This is a genomic window from Variovorax sp. AC103, from assembly GCF_979254005.1.
The window spans coordinates 26,664-50,939 of sequence record NZ_CEEDFC010000031.1 but is presented as its reverse complement, the minus strand read 5'-3'; the positions used below and the strand labels follow the sequence as shown (position 1 = coordinate 50,939).

Annotated in this window: 21 protein-coding genes; 4 read left to right on the top strand and 17 right to left on the bottom strand. The window is 69.6% G+C overall.

Annotation, left to right across the window (positions count from 1 at the left end; all coding sequences use genetic code 11):
* Window positions 1–2: 2 nt before the first annotated feature.
* From AC0IYU_RS31835 to AC0IYU_RS31785, 11 genes are all read right to left on the bottom strand, one after another.
* A complete protein-coding gene (locus AC0IYU_RS31835) occupies window positions 3–944 on the bottom strand; it encodes an electron transfer flavoprotein subunit alpha/FixB family protein (RefSeq protein WP_472125528.1) in 942 nt (313 codons plus the stop codon).
* A gap of 2 nt (window positions 945–946) precedes the next feature.
* On the bottom strand, window positions 947–1,696 hold the full coding sequence (locus AC0IYU_RS31830; RefSeq protein ID WP_472125525.1) for an electron transfer flavoprotein subunit beta/FixA family protein: 750 nt from the start codon (window positions 1,694–1,696) through the stop codon (window positions 947–949).
* 28 nt (window positions 1,697–1,724) lie between these two features.
* Window positions 1,725–2,723, bottom strand: coding sequence for a Bug family tripartite tricarboxylate transporter substrate binding protein (locus AC0IYU_RS31825; protein ID WP_472125522.1), 999 nt, complete (start codon window positions 2,721–2,723; stop codon window positions 1,725–1,727).
* Window positions 2,724–2,755: 32 nt separating this feature from the next.
* A complete protein-coding gene (locus AC0IYU_RS31820) occupies window positions 2,756–4,708 on the bottom strand; it encodes an acyl-CoA synthetase (protein ID WP_472125519.1) in 1,953 nt (650 codons plus the stop codon).
* 54 nt (window positions 4,709–4,762) lie between these two features.
* The gene (locus AC0IYU_RS31815) at window positions 4,763–5,776 is read right to left on the bottom strand and encodes a Bug family tripartite tricarboxylate transporter substrate binding protein (protein WP_472125517.1); all 1,014 of its coding nucleotides are present in this window, start codon (window positions 5,774–5,776) and stop codon (window positions 4,763–4,765) included.
* A gap of 53 nt (window positions 5,777–5,829) precedes the next feature.
* Entirely contained in the window at window positions 5,830–7,038 is a 1,209-nt protein-coding gene (locus tag AC0IYU_RS31810; protein ID WP_472125514.1) for a CaiB/BaiF CoA transferase family protein, read from the bottom strand.
* A 73-nt stretch (window positions 7,039–7,111) separates the two neighbouring features.
* Window positions 7,112–7,936 carry an oxepin-CoA hydrolase, alternative type gene (locus tag AC0IYU_RS31805; protein ID WP_472125511.1) on the bottom strand — a complete coding sequence of 275 codons (825 nt, stop codon included), beginning with the start codon at window positions 7,934–7,936 and terminating at the stop codon, window positions 7,112–7,114.
* Complete coding sequence (locus AC0IYU_RS31800) at window positions 7,933–9,075, bottom strand: acyl-CoA dehydrogenase family protein (RefSeq protein ID WP_472125509.1); 1,143 nt, start codon at window positions 9,073–9,075, stop codon at window positions 7,933–7,935. Before AC0IYU_RS31800 ends, AC0IYU_RS31805 begins: the two co-directional genes overlap by 4 nt.
* Before the next feature lie 11 nt (window positions 9,076–9,086).
* Complete coding sequence (locus AC0IYU_RS31795; RefSeq protein ID WP_472125506.1) at window positions 9,087–10,295, bottom strand: acyl-CoA dehydrogenase family protein; 1,209 nt, start codon at window positions 10,293–10,295, stop codon at window positions 9,087–9,089.
* A 10-nt stretch (window positions 10,296–10,305) separates the two neighbouring features.
* Window positions 10,306–11,496, bottom strand: coding sequence for an acetyl-CoA C-acyltransferase (locus AC0IYU_RS31790; RefSeq protein ID WP_472125504.1), 1,191 nt, complete (start codon window positions 11,494–11,496; stop codon window positions 10,306–10,308).
* A gap of 30 nt (window positions 11,497–11,526) precedes the next feature.
* A complete protein-coding gene (locus tag AC0IYU_RS31785; RefSeq protein WP_472125502.1) occupies window positions 11,527–13,662 on the bottom strand; it encodes a 3-hydroxyacyl-CoA dehydrogenase NAD-binding domain-containing protein in 2,136 nt (711 codons plus the stop codon).
* Window positions 13,663–13,818: 156 nt separating this feature from the next.
* On the opposite strand from AC0IYU_RS31785, the gene AC0IYU_RS31780 reads away from it, so the two are divergent.
* Window positions 13,819–14,745 carry a LysR family transcriptional regulator gene (locus tag AC0IYU_RS31780; protein ID WP_472125499.1) on the top strand — a complete coding sequence of 309 codons (927 nt, stop codon included), beginning with the start codon at window positions 13,819–13,821 and terminating at the stop codon, window positions 14,743–14,745.
* An 8-nt stretch (window positions 14,746–14,753) separates the two neighbouring features.
* On the opposite strand, the gene AC0IYU_RS31775 is transcribed toward AC0IYU_RS31780, so the two are convergent.
* From AC0IYU_RS31775 to AC0IYU_RS31765, 3 genes are all read right to left on the bottom strand, one after another.
* Entirely contained in the window at window positions 14,754–16,268 is a 1,515-nt protein-coding gene (locus AC0IYU_RS31775) for a sensor domain-containing diguanylate cyclase (RefSeq protein ID WP_472125496.1), read from the bottom strand.
* 166 nt (window positions 16,269–16,434) lie between these two features.
* A complete protein-coding gene (locus tag AC0IYU_RS31770) occupies window positions 16,435–17,028 on the bottom strand; it encodes a YbhB/YbcL family Raf kinase inhibitor-like protein (RefSeq protein WP_435486299.1) in 594 nt (197 codons plus the stop codon).
* A gap of 23 nt (window positions 17,029–17,051) precedes the next feature.
* Window positions 17,052–17,435 (bottom strand): Rieske (2Fe-2S) protein, encoded by a 384-nt coding sequence (locus AC0IYU_RS31765; protein WP_472125494.1) that lies wholly within the window; start codon window positions 17,433–17,435, stop codon window positions 17,052–17,054.
* Between the two features lie 144 nt (window positions 17,436–17,579).
* Between AC0IYU_RS31765 and AC0IYU_RS31760 the strand changes: the two genes are divergently transcribed.
* The 3 genes from AC0IYU_RS31760 to AC0IYU_RS31750 are packed head-to-tail and all read left to right on the top strand — an operon-like array spanning window position 17,580 to window position 20,875.
* On the top strand, window positions 17,580–18,845 hold the full coding sequence (locus AC0IYU_RS31760; RefSeq protein ID WP_472125491.1) for a putative DNA modification/repair radical SAM protein: 1,266 nt from the start codon (window positions 17,580–17,582) through the stop codon (window positions 18,843–18,845).
* A 33-nt stretch (window positions 18,846–18,878) separates the two neighbouring features.
* On the top strand, window positions 18,879–20,360 hold the full coding sequence (locus AC0IYU_RS31755) for a UdgX family uracil-DNA binding protein (RefSeq protein ID WP_472125489.1): 1,482 nt from the start codon (window positions 18,879–18,881) through the stop codon (window positions 20,358–20,360).
* Window positions 20,357–20,875, top strand: a complete 519-nt coding sequence (locus AC0IYU_RS31750; RefSeq protein WP_472125487.1) for an ureidoglycolate lyase — start codon at window positions 20,357–20,359, stop codon at window positions 20,873–20,875. Before AC0IYU_RS31755 ends, AC0IYU_RS31750 begins: the two co-directional genes overlap by 4 nt.
* 55 nt (window positions 20,876–20,930) lie before the next feature.
* Here AC0IYU_RS31750 and AC0IYU_RS31745 read toward each other — a convergent pair whose 3' ends face one another.
* From AC0IYU_RS31745 to AC0IYU_RS31735, 3 genes are all read right to left on the bottom strand, one after another.
* Entirely contained in the window at window positions 20,931–22,109 is a 1,179-nt protein-coding gene (locus AC0IYU_RS31745) for an amidase (RefSeq protein WP_472125484.1), read from the bottom strand.
* Window positions 22,110–22,192: 83 nt separating this feature from the next.
* Window positions 22,193–23,182 (bottom strand): ABC transporter ATP-binding protein, encoded by a 990-nt coding sequence (locus tag AC0IYU_RS31740; RefSeq protein ID WP_472125568.1) that lies wholly within the window; start codon window positions 23,180–23,182, stop codon window positions 22,193–22,195.
* Between the two features lie 53 nt (window positions 23,183–23,235).
* On the bottom strand, window positions 23,236–24,276 hold the full coding sequence (locus tag AC0IYU_RS31735; protein ID WP_472125482.1) for an ABC transporter ATP-binding protein: 1,041 nt from the start codon (window positions 24,274–24,276) through the stop codon (window positions 23,236–23,238).

Below are 24,276 nucleotides of genomic sequence, written 5' to 3'. Positions count from 1 at the left end.
TCTTACAGCGCCTTCACCAGCTCGGGCACGGCCACGAACAGGTCGGCGACGAGGCCGTAGTCGGCCACGCTGAAGATCGGCGCTTCTTCGTCCTTGTTGATCGCGACGATGACCTTGGAGTCCTTCATTCCGGCCAAGTGCTGGATGGCGCCCGAGATGCCCGCTGCGATGTACAGCTGCGGCGCAACGATCTTGCCGGTCTGGCCCACTTGCCAGTCGTTGGGCGCGTAGCCCGCGTCGACGGCTGCGCGGCTGGCGCCCAGGCCTGCGTTGAGCTTGTCGGCGAGCGGCGCCATCACTTCGGTGAACTTCTCGGCGCTGCCCAGGGCTCGGCCACCGGAGACGATGATCTTGGCGGCCGTCAGCTCGGGGCGTTCGCTCTTCGTGACTTCACGGCCGACGAAGCTGCTCTTGCCGCTGTCTGCAACGCCTTCAGCGGTTTCGACGGTTGCAGTGCCACCGGTGGCCGCTGCTGCATCGAAGCCGGTCGTGCGAACCGTGATCACCTTGGTGGCATCGCTGCTCTGCACGGTCGCGATGGCGTTGCCGGCGTAGATCGGGCGCTCGAAGGTGTCGGGGCTGTCGACCTTCGTGATGTCGCTGATCTGCGCCACGTCCAGCTTGGCGGCGACGCGAGGCGCCACGTTCTTGCCGTTGGCGGTCGAGGGGAACAGGATGTGGCTGTAGTTCGCCGCGATGGCGAGCACCTGAGCGGCGACGTTTTCAGCGAGGTTCTCGGCCAGGCTCGGGCTGTCCGCAGCGATGACCTTGGTCACGCCTGCGATCTGGGCTGCGGCCTTGGCGGCTTCGGCAGCGTTCGCGCCAGCAACCAGAACGTGCACTTCGCCACCGCAAGCCAGGGCCGCAGTCACGGTGTTGAGGGTTGCCGGCTTGATGCTGGCGTGGTCGTGTTCGGCCACGACAAGGGATGCAAGTGCGGTCATGTTCAGATCACCTTCGCTTCGTTCTTCAGTTTGTCCACCAGAGCTGCGACGTCGGGCACCTTGATGCCTGCGCCGCGCTTCGGGGGCTCAGCCACCTTCAGGGTCTTCAGGCGGGGCTTCACGTCCACGCCCAGGTCTTCAGGCTTGAAGGTATCGAGCTGCTTCTTCTTGGCCTTCATGATGTTGGGCAGCGTCACGTAGCGCGGCTCGTTCAGGCGCAGGTCGGTCGTGATGACGGCCGGCAGCGTGAGGGTCAGCGTTTCCATGCCGCCGTCGACTTCGCGCGACACGGTGACCTTGTCGGCGGCCAGGTCGACCTTCGAGGCGAAGGTGGCTTGCGGCAGGTCGGCCAGCGCAGCCAGCATCTGGCCGGTCTGGTTGGCGTCGTCGTCGATGGCCTGCTTGCCCAGGATGATCAGCGAGGGCTGTTCCTTGTCGACCAGCGCCTTCAGCAGCTTGGCAACGGCCAGCGGCTGCAGTTCTTCGGTGGTCTCGACCAGGATGCCGCGGTCGGCACCGATGGCCATCGCGGTGCGCAGCGTTTCCTGGCACTTGGCATCGCCGCAGGACACGGCGATGACTTCGGTCACGATGCCCTTTTCCTTCAGGCGAACCGCCTCTTCGACCGCGATCTCGTCGAACGGGTTCATGCTCATCTTCACGTTGGCAATGTCCACCCCGGTGCCGTCGCTCTTCACGCGCACTTTGACGTTGTAGTCGACGACCCGCTTCACGGGCACAAGAATCTTCATGGTTGCTCCTTCGGATATCGGATGAGGTTCACTCGAGCTTTGCGCCCGATTGCTTGATCAGGCGCTCCCACACCGGGCGCTCTTGCTTCCAGGCGGCGGCAAAGAGTTCGGGTGAGCTGTCCTTGATTTCGAAACCCATGGCGGCGATGCGCTCGCGCACTTCGGGCTGTTGCGAGGCCTTGCGCACCTCGTCGGCAATGCGGTCCACGATGGCCTTGGGTGTCTTGGCGGGCACCGCGAAGGCGAGCCAGCCGGTCACGCTGTACGCCTCGTCCTTCAGGCCTTGCTCGGCCAGGGTGGGTATGTTGGGCAGCGCGGCCATGCGGCGCTCGCCGCTCACGCCGATGGCCCTGACCTTGCCCGCTTCGATGTGCGGCTTGGCCACCAGCGCGCTGGCATAGGCCATCTGGATCTGGCCGCCGATCAGGTCCTGCATCATCGGCGCCTCGCCCTTGTAGGCGACGTGGTTCATGTCGGCCTGCTGCGTGAGGCTCATGTGCGCGCCGGCCAGGTGCGGGTAGGCGCCCACGCCGTACGAGCCGTAGGCGACCTTGCCCTTGTTGGCGGCCACGTACTTCAGGAGTTCCGGCGCGGTCTTCACCGGCACGCTCGGATGCACCACCAGCACCAGCGGTCCCATGGCGACCTGGTAGACCAGCGTGAGGTCGCGCTGCGTGTCGTAGGGCAGCTTGTCGTAGAGGAACTCGTTGGTCAGCAGCGAGTTGCTGAGCGAGAAGACGACGGTGTAGCCGTCGGGTGCCGACTTGGCGACCGCGTCGGTGCCGATGATGCCGGCCGCACCCGGCTTGTTGTCGATGAGCACGGGCTGGCCCAGGCCGGCCGACATCTTCTGGCCCAGCACGCGCGCCAGCACGTCGGTTGCGCCGCCTGCCTGGTAGGGAACCACCAGGCGGATCGGCTTGTTCGGATAAGGCGCCTGCGCGTGGGCGGGCGCCAACGCAAAGAGCGCGGCGGCCGACGAGGCGGCGCAAAGCAGGGCCCTGCGGTTGGGGCGTTGTGCAGTCATGGCTTGTCTCCAGTCTCTGGTTATAAAAAAAGTCACTTCAGCGCGATGCGCGTCTTGAAGGGCAACGGCGCCAGCGCCTTGAGCAGCTGTTCCTGCAGCGGCGCGGCCAGCGCACCCGCCGCCGCGGCGTCGATCTGCACATGCACCAGGCTTTCGCCTTCGGTCTTCACCACGGGCCGCGCGGCCTCGCCCACGCCGAGCGCGGCGCACACCTCGGCCACCGTCGCGGCCACCACCTGCCGCGCGGCCATGGCGCGCAGCTCGGGCTTGTAGATCTTTCCGACGTTGGTCATCGGCATGGCCTCGATCACCGACACCCACTTGGGCCGGGCGGGCGCCTCGTCCACGCGGCCGGCGGTGAAGGCCAGCAGCTCTTCCTCGGTCGCCGAGGCGCCGGGCACCAGCGTCGCGAAGATCACCGGCAGCTCGCCCGCATAGGCATCGGGCGCGCCCACGGCGGCGCACAGCTGCACGGCGGGGTGCGCGCCCAGCGCGTCCTCGATGGTCTTGGGGTCGATGTTGTGGCCGCTGCGAATGATCAGGTCCTTCGAGCGGCCCGTGAGGTTCAGGCGCTCCTCGCTGTCGATCCAGCCGAGGTCGCCGGTGGCGAGCCAGCCGTCGGCCGTGAAGGCCTTGGCGTTGTCGGCCGGGTCCACAAAGCCCGAGAACAGGTTGGGCGACTTGAACAGCACCATGCCCTGTTCGCCTGGCGGCATCTCGCGGTCGCTGGCGTTGCCGTTCTCGTCGAGCGCCACCACGCGCATCTGCATGTACGGCAGGCGAAAGCCCACGCAGCCCGCGGGCCCGCTCACGCCCGGCGGCGTGATGGTCGAGATGCCGGCCATCTCCGTCATGCCCAGGCTCTCGTGCACATGCAGGCCGAACAGGCGCTCGAAGCGCGCGGCCAGTTCGGGTGAGAGCACCGCGGCGCCGGTGCGGCAGTAGGTGATCGACGAGATGTCCGCGCCGTCCAGCGGCACGTTGGCCAGCGCGGCCAGCACCGTGGGCACCGCCGACAGGGAGGTGGGCCGGTACTTCGCCACCAGCTTCCAGTAGTTGGCCAGCACCTCCTTGTTGCGCAGCAGCGAGGGCGTGGGAATGATCACCTCCAAGCCCGCCGACAGCGCCGACAGCGACGCCGGCAACACGCCCGCCACATGGAACAGCGGGTAGCCGTTGATGGAGATGCCGTTCTCGTTCATGCCCGCGACCTGCACGCTGGCCCAGGCGGTGAACACCTGCGCGCCGTGGCTGTGGCGCGCGAGCTTGGGCGCACCCGTGGTGCCGCCGGTGTGGAAGTAGGCCGCGATGTCGGTGGGGGCGATGTCGCGCCCGCTCACGAGGTGGTCGTTCGGCTGCGCGGCGCGCAGCACGTCGAACTCGGCCACGCCCTCGGGGAGTTCGCCCGCCGCGCCGGGCGCCTCGTCGTGCGGCGCCACGCGCAGCACGGTGGTCAGCGTGGGCACCTGGCCGCGCAGGCGCATCGCCTTCGACCACATGCCCGATTCGCTGTCCGAGCCGTAGGCGATCAGCACCTTGGCGCGCGCGGCGGTCATCAGCGCGACCAGCTTCTCGTCGGTCAGCAGCGGGTTCAGCGGCTGCACGATGCCGGCGGCCTCGCCGCCCCACAGCGCCAGGTGGTATTCCAGGCAGCCGGGCAGCAGCACCGCCACCGCGTCGCCGGGCCCCACGCCCAGCGCATGCAGCAGGTTGGCGGTCTGGTGCAGGCGCGCGAGCAGTTCGGCGTACGACCAGCGGATCGGCTCGTCGGCCGGGTTGCCCGTGCGCAGGAAGGTCAGCGCCGTCTTGTCGCCGAAGGCATGGCCCGCGTTGCGAAAGATCTCGTAGGTGCTGCGCACCGTGACCGCCTGGTCCAGCGGCGTGGCTTCGAGCCGGTGGATGTCCGCGAGGGTGCGCACCGGGAACGCGGGGCGAAACGGCGTGCCGACCGGGGTCTTGTAGTTGTTGGCGTGCTTGTCTGTCATGTCTGTCTCCTTGGTGTTGTCGCCCTGCCGGCCCGGCCGGTTCTGGTTCTGGTTCTACTGGTTCGTGATGTGGTTGTCGCGAATGACCTTGCCCCAGCGCTCGAAGTCCTGCTTCATGCGCACGCCGGTCTGCTCGGGCGTGCGGTAGGCCGCGAAGGAGCCCACGCTCTCCAGCTTGTCCTGCACTTCCTTGTCGGCCAGCGCCTTCTTCAGCTCGGCGCTCATGCGCTCGACCACGTCCTTGGGCGTGCCGGCAGGGGCCAGCATGCCGCCCCACGAGGTGGCGTCGAAACCGGGAAAGCCCTGCTCGGCCACCGTCTTCACGTCGGGCAGCAGGCTCACGCGCTTGCCCGAACCCACCGCGATGGCGCGCACCTTGCCCGCGCGGATGTGCGGAATCACGGCCACCAGGTCGGAGAACATCGCCGGCACCTGGCCGCCGATCAGGTCGGTCACGGCCGGCGCGCTGCCGCGGTAGGGCACGTGCTGCATGTCGAACTTGCCGATGTTCTTCAGCTGCTCGGTCGTCAGGTGGCCGAAGCTGCCGGCGCCGGCCGTCGTGTAGTTGAGCTTGCCGCCTTCGGCCTTGGCCTTGGCGATCAGGTCCTGCAGGCTGTTCACCTCGGGCAGCGACTTGGGGTTGACCACCAGCACGATCGGCAGGTCGTACACCGAGCCCACGGGCGTGAAGTTCTTGAAGATGTCGTAGCCGCCGGTGGCGCCGTACAGGTGCGAGGCCAGCAGCGTGGGCGTGGCCAGCATCACGAAGGTGTAGCCGTCCGGCGCGGCGCGCGCGGCCGTGGCGGCGCCCACGGTGCCCGAGGCGCCGCTGCGGTTGTCGATGACGATGTTCTGCTTGAGCGCGAGCGACATCTTCTGCGCCACGATGCGCGAGGCCACGTCGGTCGGGCCGCCGGGCGGGAAGGGCACGATCAGCGTGATCGGCTTGCTGGGCCAGGCTTGCGCGAAGGCGCTGCCGGCCACGAGTGAAAGTGTGAGGGGAAGGGCCAGGGCAAGGAGTGCGCGGCGAACGGGATTGCGGAGGGAACGGAAAGCGGGGGAGGCCATGGACTTCTTACTTCAGGGATGCACAGGGGAACAAGGAAAACGGCGCGTCTTGCTCAGACCACGCCACTCGATTTCAGCGCGGCCAGCTTTTCATCCGACAGGCCGAGCAGGGACTGCAGCACGTCGTGCGTGCCTTCGCCCAGGGTGGGCGGCGCGCTGCGCACCGGCAGGCGTTCGCCGTCGAAACGGTAGGGCGGCGCCAGCACGTCGACCGTGCCGGCCACCGGGTGCGGCTGCGTGGTGACCAGGCCGGCATCGGTCGCGCGCTTCGATTGCAGCGCCTCCAGCAGGCCCAGCACCTCGCCGCACGGAATGCCCGAGGCGGTGAGCTTTTCGAGCAGGCCGGCGCGCGGGCGCTTGGCCAGTTCGGCGTGCAGCTCGGGCAGCAGCACCGCGCGGTTGGCCGAACGCAGGATGTTGGTCTTGAAGCGCTCGTCGGCCGCCAGGTCGGGCCGTTCGATCACCTCGGTGCAGAAGCGCGCGAACTGCGCGTTGTTGCCCACGGTGATCACCAGCGGGCCGTCGGCCGCGTCGAACACGCCGTACGGCACGATCGACGGGTGCGAGTTGCCGTAGCGCGGCGGGTCTTCGCCCATCAGCAGCGCTTCGAGGCCGTAGTAGGCGGTGATCATCAGGCCGCAGTCGAACAGCGCCATCTCCACGTGCCGGCCCTTGCCGGTCTTCTCGCGCTGGTAGAGCGCGGCAAGGATGGCCTGCGCCGAGTACATGCCGGTGAACAGGTCGACCACGGCCACGCCGAACTTCAGCGGCGGCTGGTTGGCTTCGCCGTTGAGCGCCATCAGGCCGGCTTCACCTTGCACCACCAGGTCGTAGCCCGGGCGCGCGGCCTCGGCGCCGGTGCGGTCGTAGCCCGAGATCGAGCAGTAGATGAGGCCGGGCTGTTCCTTGCTGAGCTGCTCGTAGCCCAGGCCCAGCTTGTCGATGCCGCCGAACTTGAAGTTCTGGATCACCACGTCGCACTGCTTGGCCAGGTCGCGCGCGATCTGCTGGCCCTCGGGCGTCTGCAGGTCGAGCGTGACCGAGCGCTTGTTGCGGTTCACGCTGTTGAAGTAGGCGGTTTCGGTCTTGCCGACACGCAGGCCCCAGTCGCGCGTGTCGTCGCCGCGGCCCGGGTGCTCGACCTTGATCACCTCGGCGCCCATGTCGGCCAGCACCATGCCGCACCAGGGGCCCGCCAGGATGCGGGACAGGTCGAGGACGCGCACACCGGCGAGCGGCAGCGATGAATTCAATAGAGGCATGACACAGACTTCGGAGAAACGAGAAAGCCCCGCACAACGTGCGAGGCATGAAGTGAAGGCAGCACGGGTCGGGTCAGGACGCGTCCTTTGCCTTGTCGTGGCGCAAGGCGACGAAGTCGGCCTTGCGCTTGCCCAGGAACGCGCCGATGCCTTCGGCCGCTTCGGCGTCGCCCTGCGACTCGACCATGAACACGGCCTCGGCGTCGAGTTGCGCTTCGAGCGTGGCGTGGTGCGCCTGGCGGCACAGCGTCTTGATGCGCGTGGTGGCGCGCTGCGGGCCGGTCGCGACCTTGGCCGCGAGCGCCACGGCCTCGGCCAGCGCCGCGCCCTTGTCGGTCAGGCGGTTGACCGCGCCCAGCTGGTTCAGCCGCTCGGCCGTCATGCGGTCGCCGGTGAGGCACAGCTCGGTGAGCACCTGGCGCGAGACGAACTCGGCCAGGAAGGCGGTGGCGCCGCCGTCGGGCGTGAGGCCGACCTTGACGTAGGCCACGGTGTAGAACGCGTCGCGCGCCGACACCAGCATGTCGCAGGCCAGTGCCATCGACAGGCCCGCACCGGCCGCGCCGCCTTCCACTGCTGCGATCACGGGCTTGCTGCAATCGCGCAGCGCGCGGATCAGGTTGTTCAGGCCTTCGAGGATCTGGCGGCGCTCTGCCATGGGCAGCTCGCGGCGCTTGGCCAGCAGGTTCAGGTCGCCGCCGGAGCAGAAGAAGTCGCCCGCGCCGGTGAAGACGATGGCGCCGACCTCGGGGTCTTTTTCTGCGTCGGCCAGCGCGGCCGAGAGTTCGGCATACAGCGTCGGCGTGATCGCGTTGCGCGCGCCGGGGTTGCTGTTGGTCAGGATGCGCACGGCGCCTTCCTGCGAGACCAGCACGGTCTTGTTCGTCGTGTCCGTCATGCCGCGATCTCCTTGCCGAGCTGGATGTAGCGCTGCAGGTGATGGTCTTCGTCGCCCAGCTGGTGGTCGATCATCACCAGGCGCTTGGCGTAGTGGGGCAGGGGCAGCTCCCACGTCATGCCGATGCCGCCGTGCATCTGGATGCTTCCTTCCGCCACCAGCGCGCCGATGCGCCCGATGCTGAACTTGGCCGCCGACAGCGCGCGCTCGCGCGTCACGCGCTCGCCCGTGTCGATGGCGGCCGCGGCGTTGATGACGGCCGAGCGCGCCTGCTCGATCTCCAGCAGCAGGTCGGCCATGCGGTGCTGCAGGGCCTGGAAGCTGCCGATGAGCGTGCCGAACTGCTTGCGCGTGCGCAGGTACTCCAGCGTGGCGGTCTTGGCGGCTTCCATCGCGCCCAGCGCTTCGGCGCACAGCGCGAGCACGCCGCGGCCGATGGCGCGCTCCAGCGTGGCGTGGCCCTGGCCTTCGGCGCCCAGCAGCGCGTCGGCGCCCAGCGTCACGCCGTCGAACGCGAGTTCGGCCACACGCCCGCCGTCGATGGACGGGCAGCCGCGCACCGTGAGGCCCGTGGTCTTCGCGGGCACGAGGAACAGCGAGATGCCGCCTTCGTCGTCCACGTTGCCCGAGGTGCGCGCGGAGACCAGGAACAGGTCGGCCTGCTCGCCCTGGGGCACCACGGCCTTGGCGCCGTGCAGCACCCAGCCATCGCCATTGCGTTCGGCCTTGGTGGCCACGCGCGTGCGTTCGTAGTGCGTGTCGGCTTCGTCGTGCGCGAAGGCCGCTACGGCAACGCCGTTGATGATGTCGCCGAGCTTCTCTTTCTGCGCCTCGTTGCCGGCGGCGCTGAGCGCCTCGCCGACCATCACCGCGCCCAGCAGCGGCTCGATCACCAGGCCGCGGCCCAGCGCCTCGAAGACCACGGCAATGTCGAAGCCGCCGCCGCCGAAGCCGCCGTCGGCCTCGCTGAACAGCGCGCCGATCACGCCGAGTTCGGCGAACTGCTGGAAGATTTCCTTGCTGAACCCGTGCTGCGACTTCGCGATGCGGTCGCGCGCGTCGAAGGCGTACTGCTCGCTGATGAAGCGGTTCAGGCTGTCGGCGAGCATGCGCCGGTCTTCGGTGTGTTCGAAGTTCATTGCGTGTCTCCTTACAGGCCCAGGATCATCTTGGAGATGATGTTCTTCTGGATTTCATTGGAGCCGCCGAAGATCGACAGCTTGCGGTTGTTGAAGTAGCGCGAGGCGGCGGCCGACGCGTAGTCGGGCCCGAAGGTCTCGCCGGTGTATCCGTCCTTCAGCGCCTCGGCCACGAAGGGGCGGCCGTACACGCCCATCGCGCGGCGCGCCAGCGACGAGATTTCCTGGCGGATCTCGGTGCCGCGGATCTTCAGCATCGAGCTTTCCGCGCCCGGCACGCCGCCGCCGGCCACCGCCGCGATCACGCGCAGGTTGGTGGTCTTCATGTTCTCCAGGTCGATCTCCACGCGCGCCAGGCGCGCCGCGAAGGCCGGGTCGTCGGCCAGGGGCTTGCCGTTCTTGGTCTGCGACGCGGCAATGCCCTTCAACTGTTCGAGCGCGGCCACCGAGAAGCCCACGCCGGCGATGTTGGTGCGCTCGTAGGTCAGCAGGTACTTGGCGCAGGTCCAGCCCTTGTTCTCCTCGCCCACCAGGTTCTCGGCCGGCACGCGCACGTCGGAGAAGAACACTTCGTTCACTTCATGCTCGCCGTCGAGCGTGATGATCGGGCGCACTTCCACGCCGGGCGAGGTCATGTCGATCAGCAGGAAGCTGATGCCCTCCTGCTTCTTCGCCTCGCGGTTGGTGCGCACCAGGCAGAAGATCATGTTGGCGTGCTGGCCCAGCGTGGTCCAGGTCTTCTGGCCGTTCACGATGTAGTGGTCGCCCTGCGCGTCGATGCCGCGCACGGCAGAGGTTTTCACCGCCGCCAGGTCGGAGCCCGCGCCGGGTTCCGAATAGCCCTGGCACCACCAGTCGGCACCGTTCAGGATGCGCGGCAGCCAGTGCTGCTTTTGCGCCTCGTTGCCGTACTTGATGAGCACCGGGCCGAGCATGTTCACGCCGAAGGGCACGATGCGCGGCGCGAAGGCCAGCGCGCACTCGTGTTCGAAGATGAACTTCTCGACCGCCGTCCAGCCCGGGCCGCCGTACTGTTCGGGCCAGTGGTTGGCGAGCCAGCCGCGCGCGTTCAGCGTGGCGTGCCATTCCTGCATGTCGGCCTTTTCCAGGATCTTGCCGCCGCGCACTTTCTCGGACAGCCGCACCGGCAGCTTGTCGGCCAGAAAGGCGCGCACTTCGCTGCGGAAGGCTTCTTCTTCGGGGGTGAAGTTCAGGTCCATCGCGCGTTCCTCAGTAGATTTCGAACAGGCCTGCGGCGCCCATGCCGCCGGCGATGCACATCGTGACCACCGCGTACTTGGCGCCGCGGCGCTTGCCTTCGATGAGCACATGGCCCGTGAGGCGTGCGCCGGTCATGCCGAAGGGGTGGCCGATGGAGATGGCGCCGCCGTTCACGTTCAAACGTTCCGACGGAATGCCCAGCTTGTCCTGGCAGTAGATCGACTGCGAGGCGAAGGCTTCGTTGAGCTCCCACAGGTCGATGTCTTGCACCGTGAGGCCGTGGCGCGCGAGCAGCTTGGGCACGGCGAACACGGGGCCGATGCCCATTTCGTCGGGCTCGCAGCCGGCCAGCGCCAGACCGCGGAAGGCGCCCAGCGGCTTGATGTTGGCGCGCTCTGCATCCTTGGCTTCCATCAGCACGCAGGCCGAGGCGCCATCGGAGAGCTGGGAGGCGTTGCCGGCGGTGATGAACTTGTCCTCGCCCATCACCGGCTTCAGCTTGGCGAGCGCCTCGTAGGTGGTGCCGCGGCGGTTGCAGTTGTCTTCGGTGGCGGTGACTTCGCGGTGGGTGACTTCCTTGGTCTCCTTGTCGGTCACGGCCATCGTGGTGGTGCAGGCGACGATCTCGTCCTTGTAGCGCCCGGCGATCTGGGCCTCTTCGGTCTTGCGCTGGCTCTCGGCGGAGAAGCGGTCCTGCGCCTCGCGGCTGATGTTGTAGCGCTTGGCGACGATGTCGGCGGTGTCGATCATCGCCATGTAGAGCTCGGGCTTGTGCTCGACGATCCACGGGTCCAGGCTGAGGTCGCCGCCGTCGCCGGGGCTGCGGCCACGGATCTGCGAGATGCTTTCCACGCCGCCCGCGATCATGGCCGGCGCGCCGTCCACCACGATGCGGCCCGCGGCCATGGCAATCGCCTGCAGGCCCGAGGCGCAGAAGCGGTTCACCGTGGTGCCGGCGATGCTGATCGGCAGGCCCGAACGGATGATGGCCTGGCGCGCGATGTTGCGGCCGGTGGTGCCTTCGGGGTAGCCGCAGCCGAGGATCGCGTCCTCGATGAGCGCGGGGTCGAGGCCCGAGCGCTCGACCGCCGCCTTCACGGCGAAGGACGCCAGCGTGGCGCCGGGGGTGATGTTGAATTCGCCGCGGTGCGCCTTGGTGAGCGGGGTGCGGGCGGTGGAAACGATGACGGCTTCACGCATGGGGTGTCTCCTGGACGGATGTCTCTGTGATTACTCGGATTGATTGAGGCTGGCGAAATCTGCGCCGCGCTCCACCAGCTGCACCAGCAGCGGCGACGGCTTCCAGAAGATCGGGTCTTCCTTGGCGAACTCGCGGATGTCGGCCAGCACCTTCGGCAGGCCCACGGTGTCGGCGTACTTCATCGGGCCGCCGCGGTGGCGCGGGAAGCCGTAGCCGTAGAGGAAGGTCACGTCCACGTCGAGCGGGCGCAGCGCAATGCGCTGGAGCACCACGTTGGCGCCTTCGTTGACCATCGCGGCCATGTAGCGGCGCATGATTTCTTCTTCGGTGAACTGGCGCGGCTTGATGCCCGCACGTTCGCGTTCGGCGTCGATGATGGCCAGCACCTCGGGGTCGGGTTGGCCGGTGCGCGCGCCCTCGGGGTACAGGTAGTAGCCGCGCTGCGTCTTCTGGCCGAACCAGCCGCGCTCGCAGATGCGGTCGGCAATCTGCACGTAGCGCGCCTGCGGGTCGCGCGTGGCGGCCTTGCGCTTGCGCGTGGCCCAGCCGATGTCGCCGCCGGCCAGGTCGGACACCTGGAACGGGCCCATCGGGTAGCCGAAGTTGCGCACGGCCGCGTCGATGTCGTAAGGCGAGGCGCCGTCTTCCATCATGTGGTCGGCCGCCTGGCGGTACACGGCCAGGATGCGGTTGCCGATGAAGCCGTCGCACACGCCGGCGCGCACCGGCACCTTCTTCAGCTTCTTCGCGAGTTCGAAGCCCGTGGCGACCACGTCGGCGCTCACCTTGGCGGGCACCACGATCTCCAGCAGCTTCATGATGTTGGCCGGCGAGAAGAAGTGCAGGCCCACCACGTCCTGCGGGCGCGAAACGCTGGCGGCGATCTCGTCGATGTCGAGGTAGGACGTGTTGGTGGCCAGCACCGCGCCTTGCTTGCACACGCGGTCGAGCTCGGCGAACACGGCCTTCTTCACCGCCATGTCCTCGAACACCGCTTCGACCACGATGTCGGCGTCGGCCAGAGCGTCGTAGCTGGTGGAGCCGTTGAAGCGCGCCATCACCGCGGCCTTGGCCTCGGGCGTCATGCGCTCCTTCTTGATGAGGCCGTCGTACACCTTCTCGACGTTGGCGCGGCCGCGCGCAAGCTGGGCGTCGTCGCGCTCGATCATGGTCACGGGCATGCCCGCGTCCAGCATGGCCACCGCAATGCCGGCGCCCATGGTGCCGCCGCCGACGATGCCGGCGGACGCCAGCGCGCGCGGCTTGGCCGACCGGGTCTCGGGCGCCTTGAGCACTTCGCGCTCGGCGAAGAAGGCGTGGATCAGGCCGGCGCGCTGCGGGCTGTCGATGCACTGCAGGAACAGCTTGCGTTCCAGCGCCATGCCTTCGTCGAAGGGCAGCGTGAGCGCGCCTTCGACGGCTTCGATGATCTTCATCGGCGAGAACAGGCCGCGGCTCTTCTTGGCGGTGTCGGCGCGCGCGGCTTCGAGGGCGGCGCGGCTGGCTTCCTTGTCGGCGAGGCCGGTGGCTTCGCGCGTGCGGCGCACGGGCGCGTTGGCGGCCACCAGTTCCTGCGCGTAGGCCAGGCCTTCGGCGCGCGCGTCGGCGTCGGTGGCCAGGCGGTCGACGAGGCCCAGCGACAGTGCTTCCTTCGCGCCCGCATGGCGGCCGCTCAACATCAGTTCCAGTGCGGGCTTCACGCCGATCAGGCGCGGCGCGCGCTGCGTGCCGCCCGAGCCGGGCAACAGGCCCAGCGCCACTTCGGGCAGGCCCAGCTTGGCGGTGGGCGAGGCCACGCGGTAGTGGGCCGACAGCGCCACTTCGAGCCCGCCGCCGAGCGCGGCGCCGTGGATGGCGGCGACCACCGGCTTGGTGCAGTTCTCGATCTTCAGGCAGGCCTCGGGCAGCGAAGGCGCTTGCGGCGGCTTGCCGAACTCGCGGATGTCCGCGCCGGCGATGAAGTTGCGGCCGGCGCCGACGATCAGCACCGCCCTCGCGGCGCCGTCGGCCTCGGCCGCGTCGATGGCGGCCACGAGGCCGCGGCGCACGTCCACGCCCAGGGCGTTGACGGGCGGGTTGTCGATGGTCACCACGAACACGTCGCCATGACGCTCGAAGGTGACGGGACCGGAAGACGTGGAAGGGCTGGTATCGGTTGTGGCCATGGTGCTTGTCTCTTGCGTGGCGGGCCCGCACGCGCGTCGCGCGAGGGGTCCGGAGGCTCTGGGGGGTGAACCCCGCATTCTTTGCCCGTAGCGGCGCTTTGACAATTGCATAGCTGGTTGACAGACTGTCAAAGAATTTTTGACACAATCCGGTGCATGGACCTGCAATCGCTCACCCTGCTGGTGGAAATCCTCGATGCGGGCAACCTGAGCGCGGCAGCCCGCCGCCTCAAGATGACCCGCGCCAACGTCAGCTACCACCTGAACCAGCTGGAGCGCTCGGTGGGCGCGCAGCTGGTGCGCCGCACCACCCGGCGCGCCGAACCGACCGAAATCGGCCTGCGCCTGTACCAGCACGGCGTGGCCATCCAGGGCGAGCTGCTGGCCGCGCGCGAATCGGTCACCGAGCTGGGCCAGGGCCTGCAGGGCCGCGTGCGCCTGAGCGTGCCCAGCGGCTACGGGCAGCTGGTGATGGCCGACTGGCTCATCGACTTCAAGCGGCAGTACCCGGGCATCGTGCTCGACGTGGTGTTCGAAAACCGCATCGAAGACTTGCTGCGCGACGAAGTCGACATCGCCATCCGCGTGATTCCCGAGCCGCCGCAGAACCTGGTGGCGCGCGAGATGGGCCCGGTGCGCTACGTGGCCTGCGCGTCGAGCGACTATGCGGCCCGGCACCCGCTGCCGGTGCAGCTCGACGAACTGCAGGGCGCGCCGGTGGTCACGGCCGCGGTCATCGGCCGCCAGCTGCGCGTGTCGGCCTACCAAGGGGAGACGCGGCGCGAGGTGATCCTGGAGCCGACCCTCATTTCGGAGAATTTCCTGTTCCTGCGCCAGGCCATCCTCGCGGGGCTGGGCATCGGCCTGGTGCCCGACTACGTGGTGCAGGACGACGTGCGCCGTGGCGACGTGGTGACCACGCTGGACGACTGGCGCCTGAGCATCTTCGGCACGCAGATGTTCATGCTCTACATGCCCAACCGCCAGCACACGCGGGCGATACGGACCTTCATCGACTTCGTGCTGGAGCGGGTGCGCGGGCCGGGGGATGGGCCAGGGGATGGGCTGGGCGAGGTGCCGTAGCCGCTCGGCTACGTGCGCCGGTCGAGGCCGGTGCTCTCGTAGTACCGCGCCTTGTCCACGTACATCGCCCGGTCCGCGCGCTGCAGCGCGGCTTCCAGAGACTCGCCGGCATTGCAGGTCGCCAGCCCGATGGCCAGGCTCAGCGGATGGCCGCTCTGGCCCGCATGGAACTGGTTGTTCAGCTCCAGCAGCATGAGGATGCGCTCGCGCATCGCGTCGGCGCCGCGCTCGTCGGTCATCGGCAGCAGCACGGCGAACTCGTCGCCGCCCACGCGCGCAGGCCAGGCCGGCGGCGCGACGGCCTTGTCGAGCACCTCGCCCATGCGGCGCAGCATCGAGTCGCCGGCGGCGTGGCCTTCCTGGTCGTTGAGCTGCTTCAGGCCGTTGAGGTCAATGACCACGATCGACACCGGCCATGGGCCCTTGCGCGACAGCCGGTTGAGCTCCTCGGTGTAGTAGGTGCGGTTGCACAGCTGCGTGAGCACGTCGTGCTTGCCGAGGTACTCGAGGTAGGCCTCGGCCTTCTTGCGCGCGGTGATGTCCACCAGCGACACCAGCACCAGGTCCCAGGTGTCGAGCCGGTCGTCCTGCACCGCGAACTGCATGTGGATGTTGAGCGCCTCGCCCGACAGCGAGTAGTTGAGCACCTCGCGGTGCTGCACCGTCTTGCCGTTCCACAGGTCGTGCAACTGCTCCGCGAAAGACTCGCGCATCTCGTCGCGAAAGACGCGCGACAGGCTGCCCAGCAGCGTGGTCAGGTCTGGCGCGCCGAACATGCGCAGGGTTTCCTGGTTCACGTCGATCACGCGGATCTCCTGCATGCAGCGCGTGACGAACTCGGGGTGCACCTTGATGAAGGTGGCGAAGTCGGTGATGCCGCGCGCGCGGATGTTGTCCATCAGCGTGCGCACCGCGCTGAAGTCTTCCACCCACAGCGACACCGGCGAGCGGTCGAACAGGCTGCGCGCGTACCTGGCGCTGTCGTCGCGCAGGCGCTGCGCGGCCACGCGCTCGGTGATGTCGTCGAGCGAGACCAGCACGCGCTCCCAGGTGGCCTCGTGGCCGGGCAGCACGCGGGCGCGCACGCGCACGTCGAGCCGGCGGCCGTCCAGGGCGTAGTTGACGGTCTCGCTTTCGAAGGTGAGTTCGCCGCGCCACAGCCGGTCGAGCTCGTGCACCACGGTGGCCGACATGTCGCCGCGGAACACGCGGTCGAGCGCGCCGAGCAGGGTTTCCTGGCTGTCGGCGGCAAAGAGCTTCAGCGTGTGCTGGTTGACCCGCAGCACCTTCAGCAGCGCCATGCAGTCGCTCACGCGCAGGGGGTCTTCGGCCAGGTAGGCGACCAGGTCGGTCACGCCTTCGGTGCGCCAGCCGTCCAGCTTGCGCTTGAGGTCGCTGTAGTCCTCGACCCAGAGCGAGACGGGCGCCAGGTCGAACATGGCGTCGAGGTCGCCGGCGGACGGTGGAGCGGTGGAGCCCGCGGAAACCGTTGAAGAGGCGGACGCGGCTGCTGGCATGACCATCGATGAAGCTTTCGGAAAAGCGGCAGCAGCCATGGCTGACCGGCGCCGGCGAACGGGAGCCTTAATTATTACCCGCGTGCATACCTTTGCACTTGACACGCGGCGCCCCCGTTGACGCGCCCCCAGCGGGTCTTGCGCAACGACAGCACCGGCGGCATCAGCGGCATCAGCGGCTGTACAGGCCCACCACGCTCTGTCCGCCCAGCGCATGGCCCTTGAGCGCGGCCACCAGCGCGTCGCGCGACAAGCCGGCAGGCAGCGCGCCCGGTGCGAGGTCGGAGGCGACCACGGTCATCACGTAGTGGTGCGGCCGGTCGCCCACCGGCGGGCACATGCCGCGGTACGCGGGCGCGCCGGCCACGTTCGGGCCCATGGTGAAGTTGAAGTTCGAGCCCGCCTGGCCTTCGCCGGCCTTGAGTTCGCCGCGCTCGGCCGCGATGTTGTAGGCCACCCAGTGCGACACGCCCAGGCCGGCCGCGCCGTCCGGGTCGAAGATCAGCACGGCCACCGATTTGGTCTTGGCCGGCAGGTTGCTCCATGCCACCGGCGGCGAGACGTTCTTGCCGCCGCACTCGCCGGCCCCGGCGTGCTCGGCCGGGATCAGGCCGTTGTCGGCGAAGGCGCTGGAGCTGACGCGCATGCCCGTGAAGGCCTTGCCGCCGGCGCCGGTGCCGCCCGACATGCCGGTGCAGCCGGCCATGAGGCCCGCGAGGGCGAGGGCCGCCACTGGCGAGGCGAGGGAGTGAAGCTTGTTGCGCATGGAATCTCCTGTAAAGGTTGTGTTCATCCGGCGTGGCCCAGCCACACGCTGCCGTCCGTCTTCTCGTGCACCGCCAGCGGCGTGAGCCGCGCGCCGCGGCAGGGGCCGCCGACGCACTTGCCGGTGTCGGGCTCGAAGATGGCGCCGTGGCGCGCGCACATCAGGAAGCGCCCCGAGCTTTCGAGCACCTGGCCCTCGAAGTCGAGCGGGCCGCCCGCATGCGGGCACTGGTTGAGGTAGGCGTACACCCCGCCGTGCCAGCGCACCGCGAAGGCGGGCACGCCGTTGGGAGCGGTGAACTTGCTTGCGAGGCCATCGTCGGGGAGGTTGGCGCAAATCGGGCCTGGGGCGGGTGCCGAGGCGCCGTCATCGGGCGTAGGGGCGGGCGCTGTGGGGTCGTCGGTCATCTGCCAGCGAGGGTAGCCAAGGTTCGGAGGCTGCGCAATGCGCGATGGCCGGCTTACAAATCTCAGCCAGATGACAGGATTTCCGCGGGACGGCCGCGGTTTAAAACTGTATATTCATACAGTATCTGCTTCATCAAGGCCCCCGTGGACATCCAGCGCAAACTCGCCATCCTGGCCGACGCCGCCAAGTACGACGCCTCCTGCGCGTCGAGCGGCTCGCAGCCGCGCGACTCGCTGGGCGGGCGCGGCATCGGCTCCACCGAAGGCGCGGGCATCTGCCACAGCTACGCGCCCGACGGCCGCTGCATCTCGCTGCTGAAGGTGCTGCTGACCAACCATTGCCAGTACGACTGCCTCTATTGCGTCAACCGCGCGTCGAGCAACGTGCCGCGCGCGCGCTTTCGCGTCGACGAAGTGGTGCAGCTCACGCTGGACTTCTACCGCCGCAACTGCATCGAGGGCTTGTTCCTGTCCAGCGGCATCATCAAGTCGCCCGACCACACCATGGAGCAGGTGGTCGAGGTGGCGCGCGTGCTGCGCGAGGAGCACGACTTTCGCGGCTACATCCACCTGAAGACCATTCCCGATGCCAGCGACGAACTGCTGGCGCGCGCCGGCCGCTATGCCGACCGGCTCAGCATCAACGTCGAGATGCCCACCGCCGAAGGGCTGCAGGCCCTGGCGCCCGAGAAGAACGAAAGCGCCATTCGCCGCTCCATGGCACGGCTGCGCCTGCGCATCGACGACACGCGCGAGGAGGCGCGCCGCGTGGTGCCCATTCGCGCGCTGCCGGGCGCCGCGCCCACCGCCGCCAAGCCGCCGCCTTTCGCGCCGGCGGGCCAGAGCACGCAGATGATCGTGGGCGCCGACGCCACCGACGACCGGCGCATCCTCGCGTCCAGCGCCACGCTGTACGGCGCGTACAAGCTCAAGCGCGTGTACTACTCGGCCTTCAGCCCCATTCCCGACGCGGCCCGCGCGCTGCCGCTGGTGGCGCCGCCGCTCATGCGCGAGCACCGGCTCTACCAGGCCGACTGGCTCATGCGCTTCTACGGCTTCGAACACCAGGAGATCGTGGCCGCGCCCGACGGATTGCTGCGGCTGGACGTCGACCCCAAGCTGGCCTGGGCGCTCGCGCATGCCGAGCGCTTTCCGGTCGACCTGAACCATGCGCCGCGCGAGATGCTGCTGCGCGTGCCCGGGCTGGGCGTGAAGGCGGTCGAGCGGCTGCTGCAGGCGCGGCGCGTGCGCCGGGTGCGCGCCGACGACCTGCGGCGCCTGCACGTGCCGGCGCGCAAGGTGCTGCCGTTCGTGGTGGCCGACGGCCACCGGCCGGCTGCGGGTGCCATGGCGTCGGCCGCGCCGGCGGCCCGGCCGGCGCCAGCTGCTGCGCAGGCCTCGCTGTTCTGAGCAAGGGCTGAAGAAAGGCCGAGGACCAGGACCATGCGCATACGGCTCGAAGACCCGGTCGACCTCGATGCCTTCCGCCGCCATGCGCGGCGGTTGCTGGCTGGCGGCGTGCCGCCCGACGAGGTGGAATGGAGCGATGGCGCGGTCAGCGAAGGCACGGCCGATGACCTGTTCGGCGGGGGTGGCGACGAAGGCGATGTGTTCGACCTGGCACCGTCGCCATCGGCCGCCAGTGCCGCGCGGCATGCGGTGCCCGCGTCCTTCGTCGCGCTGTGTGCCGACGTGATCCTGCACCGCGACCCGCAACGCCTGGCGCTGCTGTACCGGCTGCTCTGGCGCCTGACCCGCGAGCCGGCCCTGCGGCACGACCCGCTGGACGCCGACATGATGCAGGCGCAGCAGATGGCCAAGGCCGTGCACCGCGACATCCACAAGATGCGCGCCTTCGTGCGCTTCACCCGCGTGGCGGACGCCGACGTGGGCGAGCGCCACGTCGCGTGGTTCGAGCCCGACCACCGCATCGTGGCGGCCAACGCGCCGTTCTTCGCGCGCCGCTTCGCGCAGATGCGCTGGGCCATCCTCACGCCGGATCGCTGCGTCGAATGGAATGGCGAGGCCCTGTCTTTCCGCGACGGCGCCGACCGCCGCGAGAAGCCGCCGCCCGATGCCGGCGAGCAGCTCTGGCTGACCTACTACGCGCACATCTTCAACCCCGCGCGCCTGAAGGTCGCCATGATGCGGCGCGAGATGCCGCGCCGCTACTGGCACAACCTGCCCGAGGCCGCGCTGATCCAGCCGTTGACGGACGCGGCGGCGGCGCGCAGCCAGTCGATGATCGATGCGCCGCCCACGGTGGCCCGGCGCATCCGCGCACCCGTGCCGCTGCACCTGCGGCCGGCCGACGGCGTGGCGCCGGCCAGCCTCGACGAGTTGCGTGCCGCCGCGCATGCGTGCCGCGACTGCCCCATCGGCGCACTGGCAACGCAGGCCGTGTGCGGCGAAGGCCCGCAAGGCGCGCAGCACATGCTCGTCGGCGAGCAGCCCGGCGACCAGGAGGACCTGGCAGGCCGCCCCTTCGTCGGGCCGGCCGGCCAGCTGCTGGACCGCGCCATGGCGCAGCTGGGCTGGGCGCGCGACAGCGTGTACCTGGCCAACGCCGTGAAGCACTTCAAGTACGAGCTGCGCGGCAAGCGCCGCATCCACAAGACTGCGGCGCAGCGCGAGGCGCTGGCCTGCGCGCACTGGCTCGACAGCGAGATCGCGCTGGTGCGACCGCAGGCGCTGGTGGCGTTGGGCGCCACGGCGGCGCGCTCGCTGCTCGGGCGGGCGGTGGCGGTGCAGGCCGAGCGCGGCGCCTGGCTGCATGAGCGCGCGGACGGGCGGCCCGTGTTCGTCACGCTGCACCCGTCGGCGCTGCTGCGGCTGCCCGACGGGGAGCGCGCCGAGGCCTTCGAGCGCTGGCTGGCCGACCTCGCGTTGGCGCGCGGCACGCTTTCTGCTGCAATCGCGGCATGAACGATGCCCTTTCCATCGGCGCCGCGCCGCTCGCCGCGCAGCCGCTGACCGCCCAAGCCTTCGCGCCGTACGGCACCGTCATCGCGGCGCCCGCCACCGACCCCGGCCGGCCGATCAACGGCGGCAACGCCACGCGCTTCGACCTGCTGGACGACCTGCAGCTCGGCGCCGACGGCGGGCGCCCGATGCTCGCGCTGTTCCGCGCGCAGGCGCGGCGCTTCCCGCATGCCGTCACGGAAATGGAGCGTCATGCCCTCGGCAGCCAGAGCTTCGTGCCGCTGGGCGAGCGCCGCTTCGTCATCGTGGTGGCGCGCGCCGGCGATGCGCCCGTGTCGGCGGGCGAGCTCGCTGCTTTCGTCACCAATGGGCGTCAGGGCGTGGTGCTCGCGCCCGGCACCTGGCATCACGCGCTGCTGGCGGTGGATGCGGGCGACTTCGTGGTGGTGGAGCGTGCGGGTGGCGAGGTCGACTGCGACATCTGCCACCTGGAAGTGCCGGCCGTCATCGAGGGATGACGCTGCCGCAAGCGAGGGTTCGGCGCGGCACTAGCGGCCCCGGTTCAGTTCAGGCTCAGGCTGCCAGGCGCTCGGCCAAGGCGACCAGCGACCGGTCCGACCCCGCCGGCCCCAGCAGCGAGAGGCCCAGCGGCGCGCCGTCGCGCGTCGCCAGCGGCATCGACAGCTGCGGAAAACCGGCCAGCCCCGCAATGCACAGCATCCGGATCGCGCGGTTGCGGTAATCCTCCAGCGAGGCCTCGCTGTCGCTGCGCAGCGGCGCGATGTCGGGCATGGTCGGCATCAGCAGCACGCCGTCGTCGCCGAGCAGCGCAGCCAGGTGGTCGCGGAACGCGGCGCGGAAGCCGCGGGCCGCGGCCACCTGCGCGTCGGTCACTTCGCGGGACCACGCGAAGCGCTCGGCCACGCCGGGGCCCAGCGGCGGCGCGTAGCGCTCGATCAGCGGGCCGTCGGTGAGCCAGGCCTCGCGCGACTGCAGGTAGCGAAAGTTCCAGAACATCGTGTCGAAGGACTCGAGCGCCACGGTGGTCCCTTGCGCGGGGCCGAACAACGCCTGCGCGCGGTCGGCCGCGCCCTGCAGCGCGTTGGCGGCCGCGGGCACGGCCAGCGCCCACACGTCGTCGGGGCGCAGCAGGCGAACCCGCGCGGGAAGGCGGGCCGTGTCGGCGCCCAGCAACACGTCGGCCACGCGCGCGAAGGTGCCGACGTCGCGCGTGAACCAGCCGCAGGTGTCGAAGCTGGGCGCCAGGTCGAGCGCGCCTTCCAGGCTCACGCGGCCGTGCGTGGGGCGCAGGCCGTACAGGCCGCAGTGGTTGGCCGGTGCGCGCACCGAGCCGCCGGTGTCGGTGCCCAGCGCGAAGTCGCACAGGCCCGACGACACGGCCGAGGCCGAGCCCGACGAGCTGCCGCCGGTGATGCGGTCCCTGGCGGCGCCGTTGAGGGGCGCGCCGAAGTGCGCGTTGTTGCCGTTCATCGAGAACGCGAGTTCGTCGGTCACGGTCTTGCCCGCGAAGCGCGCGCCGGCGTCGAGCAGCTTTTGCACGGTCGGCGCAGTCTGCGTCTTGATGCCCGACATCGCCAGCACGATGGGGTTGCCGCCGCCCGTGGGGTAGCCGGCCACGTCGAACAGGTCCTTCGCGGCAAAGCTCAGGTCGGCCAGCGGGCCGGTCGCGGCGCGCGGCACCGGCGCGTCGGGGTAAGGAACGAAGGCGTGGGCGGGGTCGTGCAAGGGCATGGCGATGAAGGGCGATGAAGGCCGATGAAGGCGATGAAGGCGATGGGACGGGGGCTGAAAGGGTCGGGCGCAGCTCAGGCCATTCACGCAACGAGCACCGGCGCGATGGCCGCCGCCGCGTCGGTGTGGATGCAGCGTGCACGGTGATTCTGCGCGAGCTCCACCACGGGCGGTTGCGCGGCGCGGCAGGCGTCGCTGGCGAGCGCGCAGCGCTCGGCGAAGGCGCAGCCCGGCGGCAGCGCGGACAGGTCGGGCGGCGCGCCGCCGATGGTCTCCAGCCGCGTGCCGCGCGCCAGTGCGCCGTGCGCGCGGCTCTTGAGCAGCGCAATGGTGTACGGATGCCGCGGCGAGCGGATCAGCTCGCGCGCCGTGCCTTCCTCCACGATGCGCCCCGCGTACATCACGGCGATGCGGTCGGCCACCTCGACGGCGGCGCCGATGTCGTGCGTGACGAAGATCACCGACAGCCCGAGGTCGCGCTGCAGCTCGCGCAGCAGCAGCAGGATCTGGATCTGCACGGTGGCGTCGAGCGCCGTGGTGGGCTCGTCGGCCAGCAGCAGCTGGGGCTTGCAGGCCAGCGCCAGCGCGATCATGGCGCGCTGGCGCATGCCGCCCGACATCTCGTGCGGGTAGGCCTGCAGCCGCCGCTCGGGGCTGGGAATGCGCACGCGTTCGAACAGCGCGAGCGCGCGTTGCTGCGCCTCGGCCGCGCTGACGGATTCATGGCGGCGGATCGACTCGACGATCTGCGCGCCCACCGAGTACACCGGGTCGAGCGCCAGCAGCGGCTCCTGGAAGATCATCGACGCGACCTTGCCGCGAAAGTCGGCCAGCTCGCGTTGCGACATCGCGAGCACGTCGCGCCCGGCCACCTGCACCGTGCCGCCCATGCGCGTGCGGCGCTCGGGGTGCAGGCGCAGCAGGGTGCGCATGGTCACGCTCTTGCCCGAGCCCGATTCGCCGATCAGCGCGACCACTTCGCCGCGCTGCACCTCGAGGCTCACGCCGCTGACGGCATGCACAGGCTTGCGAGCACCGCTGAAGGTGACGCTGAGGTCGCTCAGGCGCACCATCGGCCCTGTGCCGACAGCGGCGTCGTTCGTGGCTGTTGCTGTTGCTGTTGCGCTCATGCGGCCTTCCTCTGGAGCGTGGGGGCCATCGGATGGCCGCTGCCCGCCTCGTGGATGAGGCAGCTCACCGCATGCTGCGCACCGGTGGCGATGCGCTCGGGCACCACCCGGCTGCACACCGGCGCGGCGAGCGCGCAGCGCGGATGGAAGCGGCAGCCCGAGGGCGGGTTGATGGGGTTCGGCGGATCGCCCGCGAGCGCCGCCTCTTCGGTGCGGTGGTCGGGGTCCATCGACGGCATGGAGGACAGCAGCGCGCGCGTGTAGGGGTGCGCGGGCGCCTCGTACAGCGCGTCGGACGGGCCGATCTCCGCCACCTGGCCCAGGTACATCACCATGACGCGGTCGCTCACGTAGCGCACCACGTTGAGGTCGTGGCTGATGAACACGTAGGTCAGGCCGAACTCGGCCTTCAGGTCGAGCAGCAGGTTGATGACCTGGGCCTCCACGGACTTGTCGAGCGCGGACACGGCTTCGTCGAGGATGACCATGCGCGGCTGCAGCGCCAGCGCGCGCGCGATGTTCACGCGCTGTCTCTGTCCGCCGGACAGTTCGTGCGGATAGCGTTCGGCAAAGCGCTGGGGCGCAAGGCCCACGCGCGCCAGCAGGTCGCGCGCCCGAGCCACCGATTCGCGCCGCGACACGCCGTGCACCTGCGGGCCGAAGGCAATGGAGTCTTCGATGGTGAGGCGCGGGTTGAGCGAGGCGTAGCTGTCCTGGAACACCATCTGCACCTGGCGGCGAAACTCCTTGAGCGGCAGGTCGCGGCTGCCGACCTCGCGCCCGTCGAAGACCACCTCGCCGCGTGTGGGCTCGATGAGCTGCATCAACAGGCGCGCGGTGGTCGACTTGCCGCACCCCGATTCGCCGACCACGCCGAGCGTTTCGCCCTTGAGCACTTCGAAGTCCACGCCGTCCACGGCGCGCACCACGCCGCCGCCTCTGCCCAACGGGTCTTTCTTCAGCGGGAAGTGCTTGACCAGGCCCGTGACCGTGAGCAGCGGCTGGGCCGGGCCGCCGACGTCTTTCAGTGCATCCAT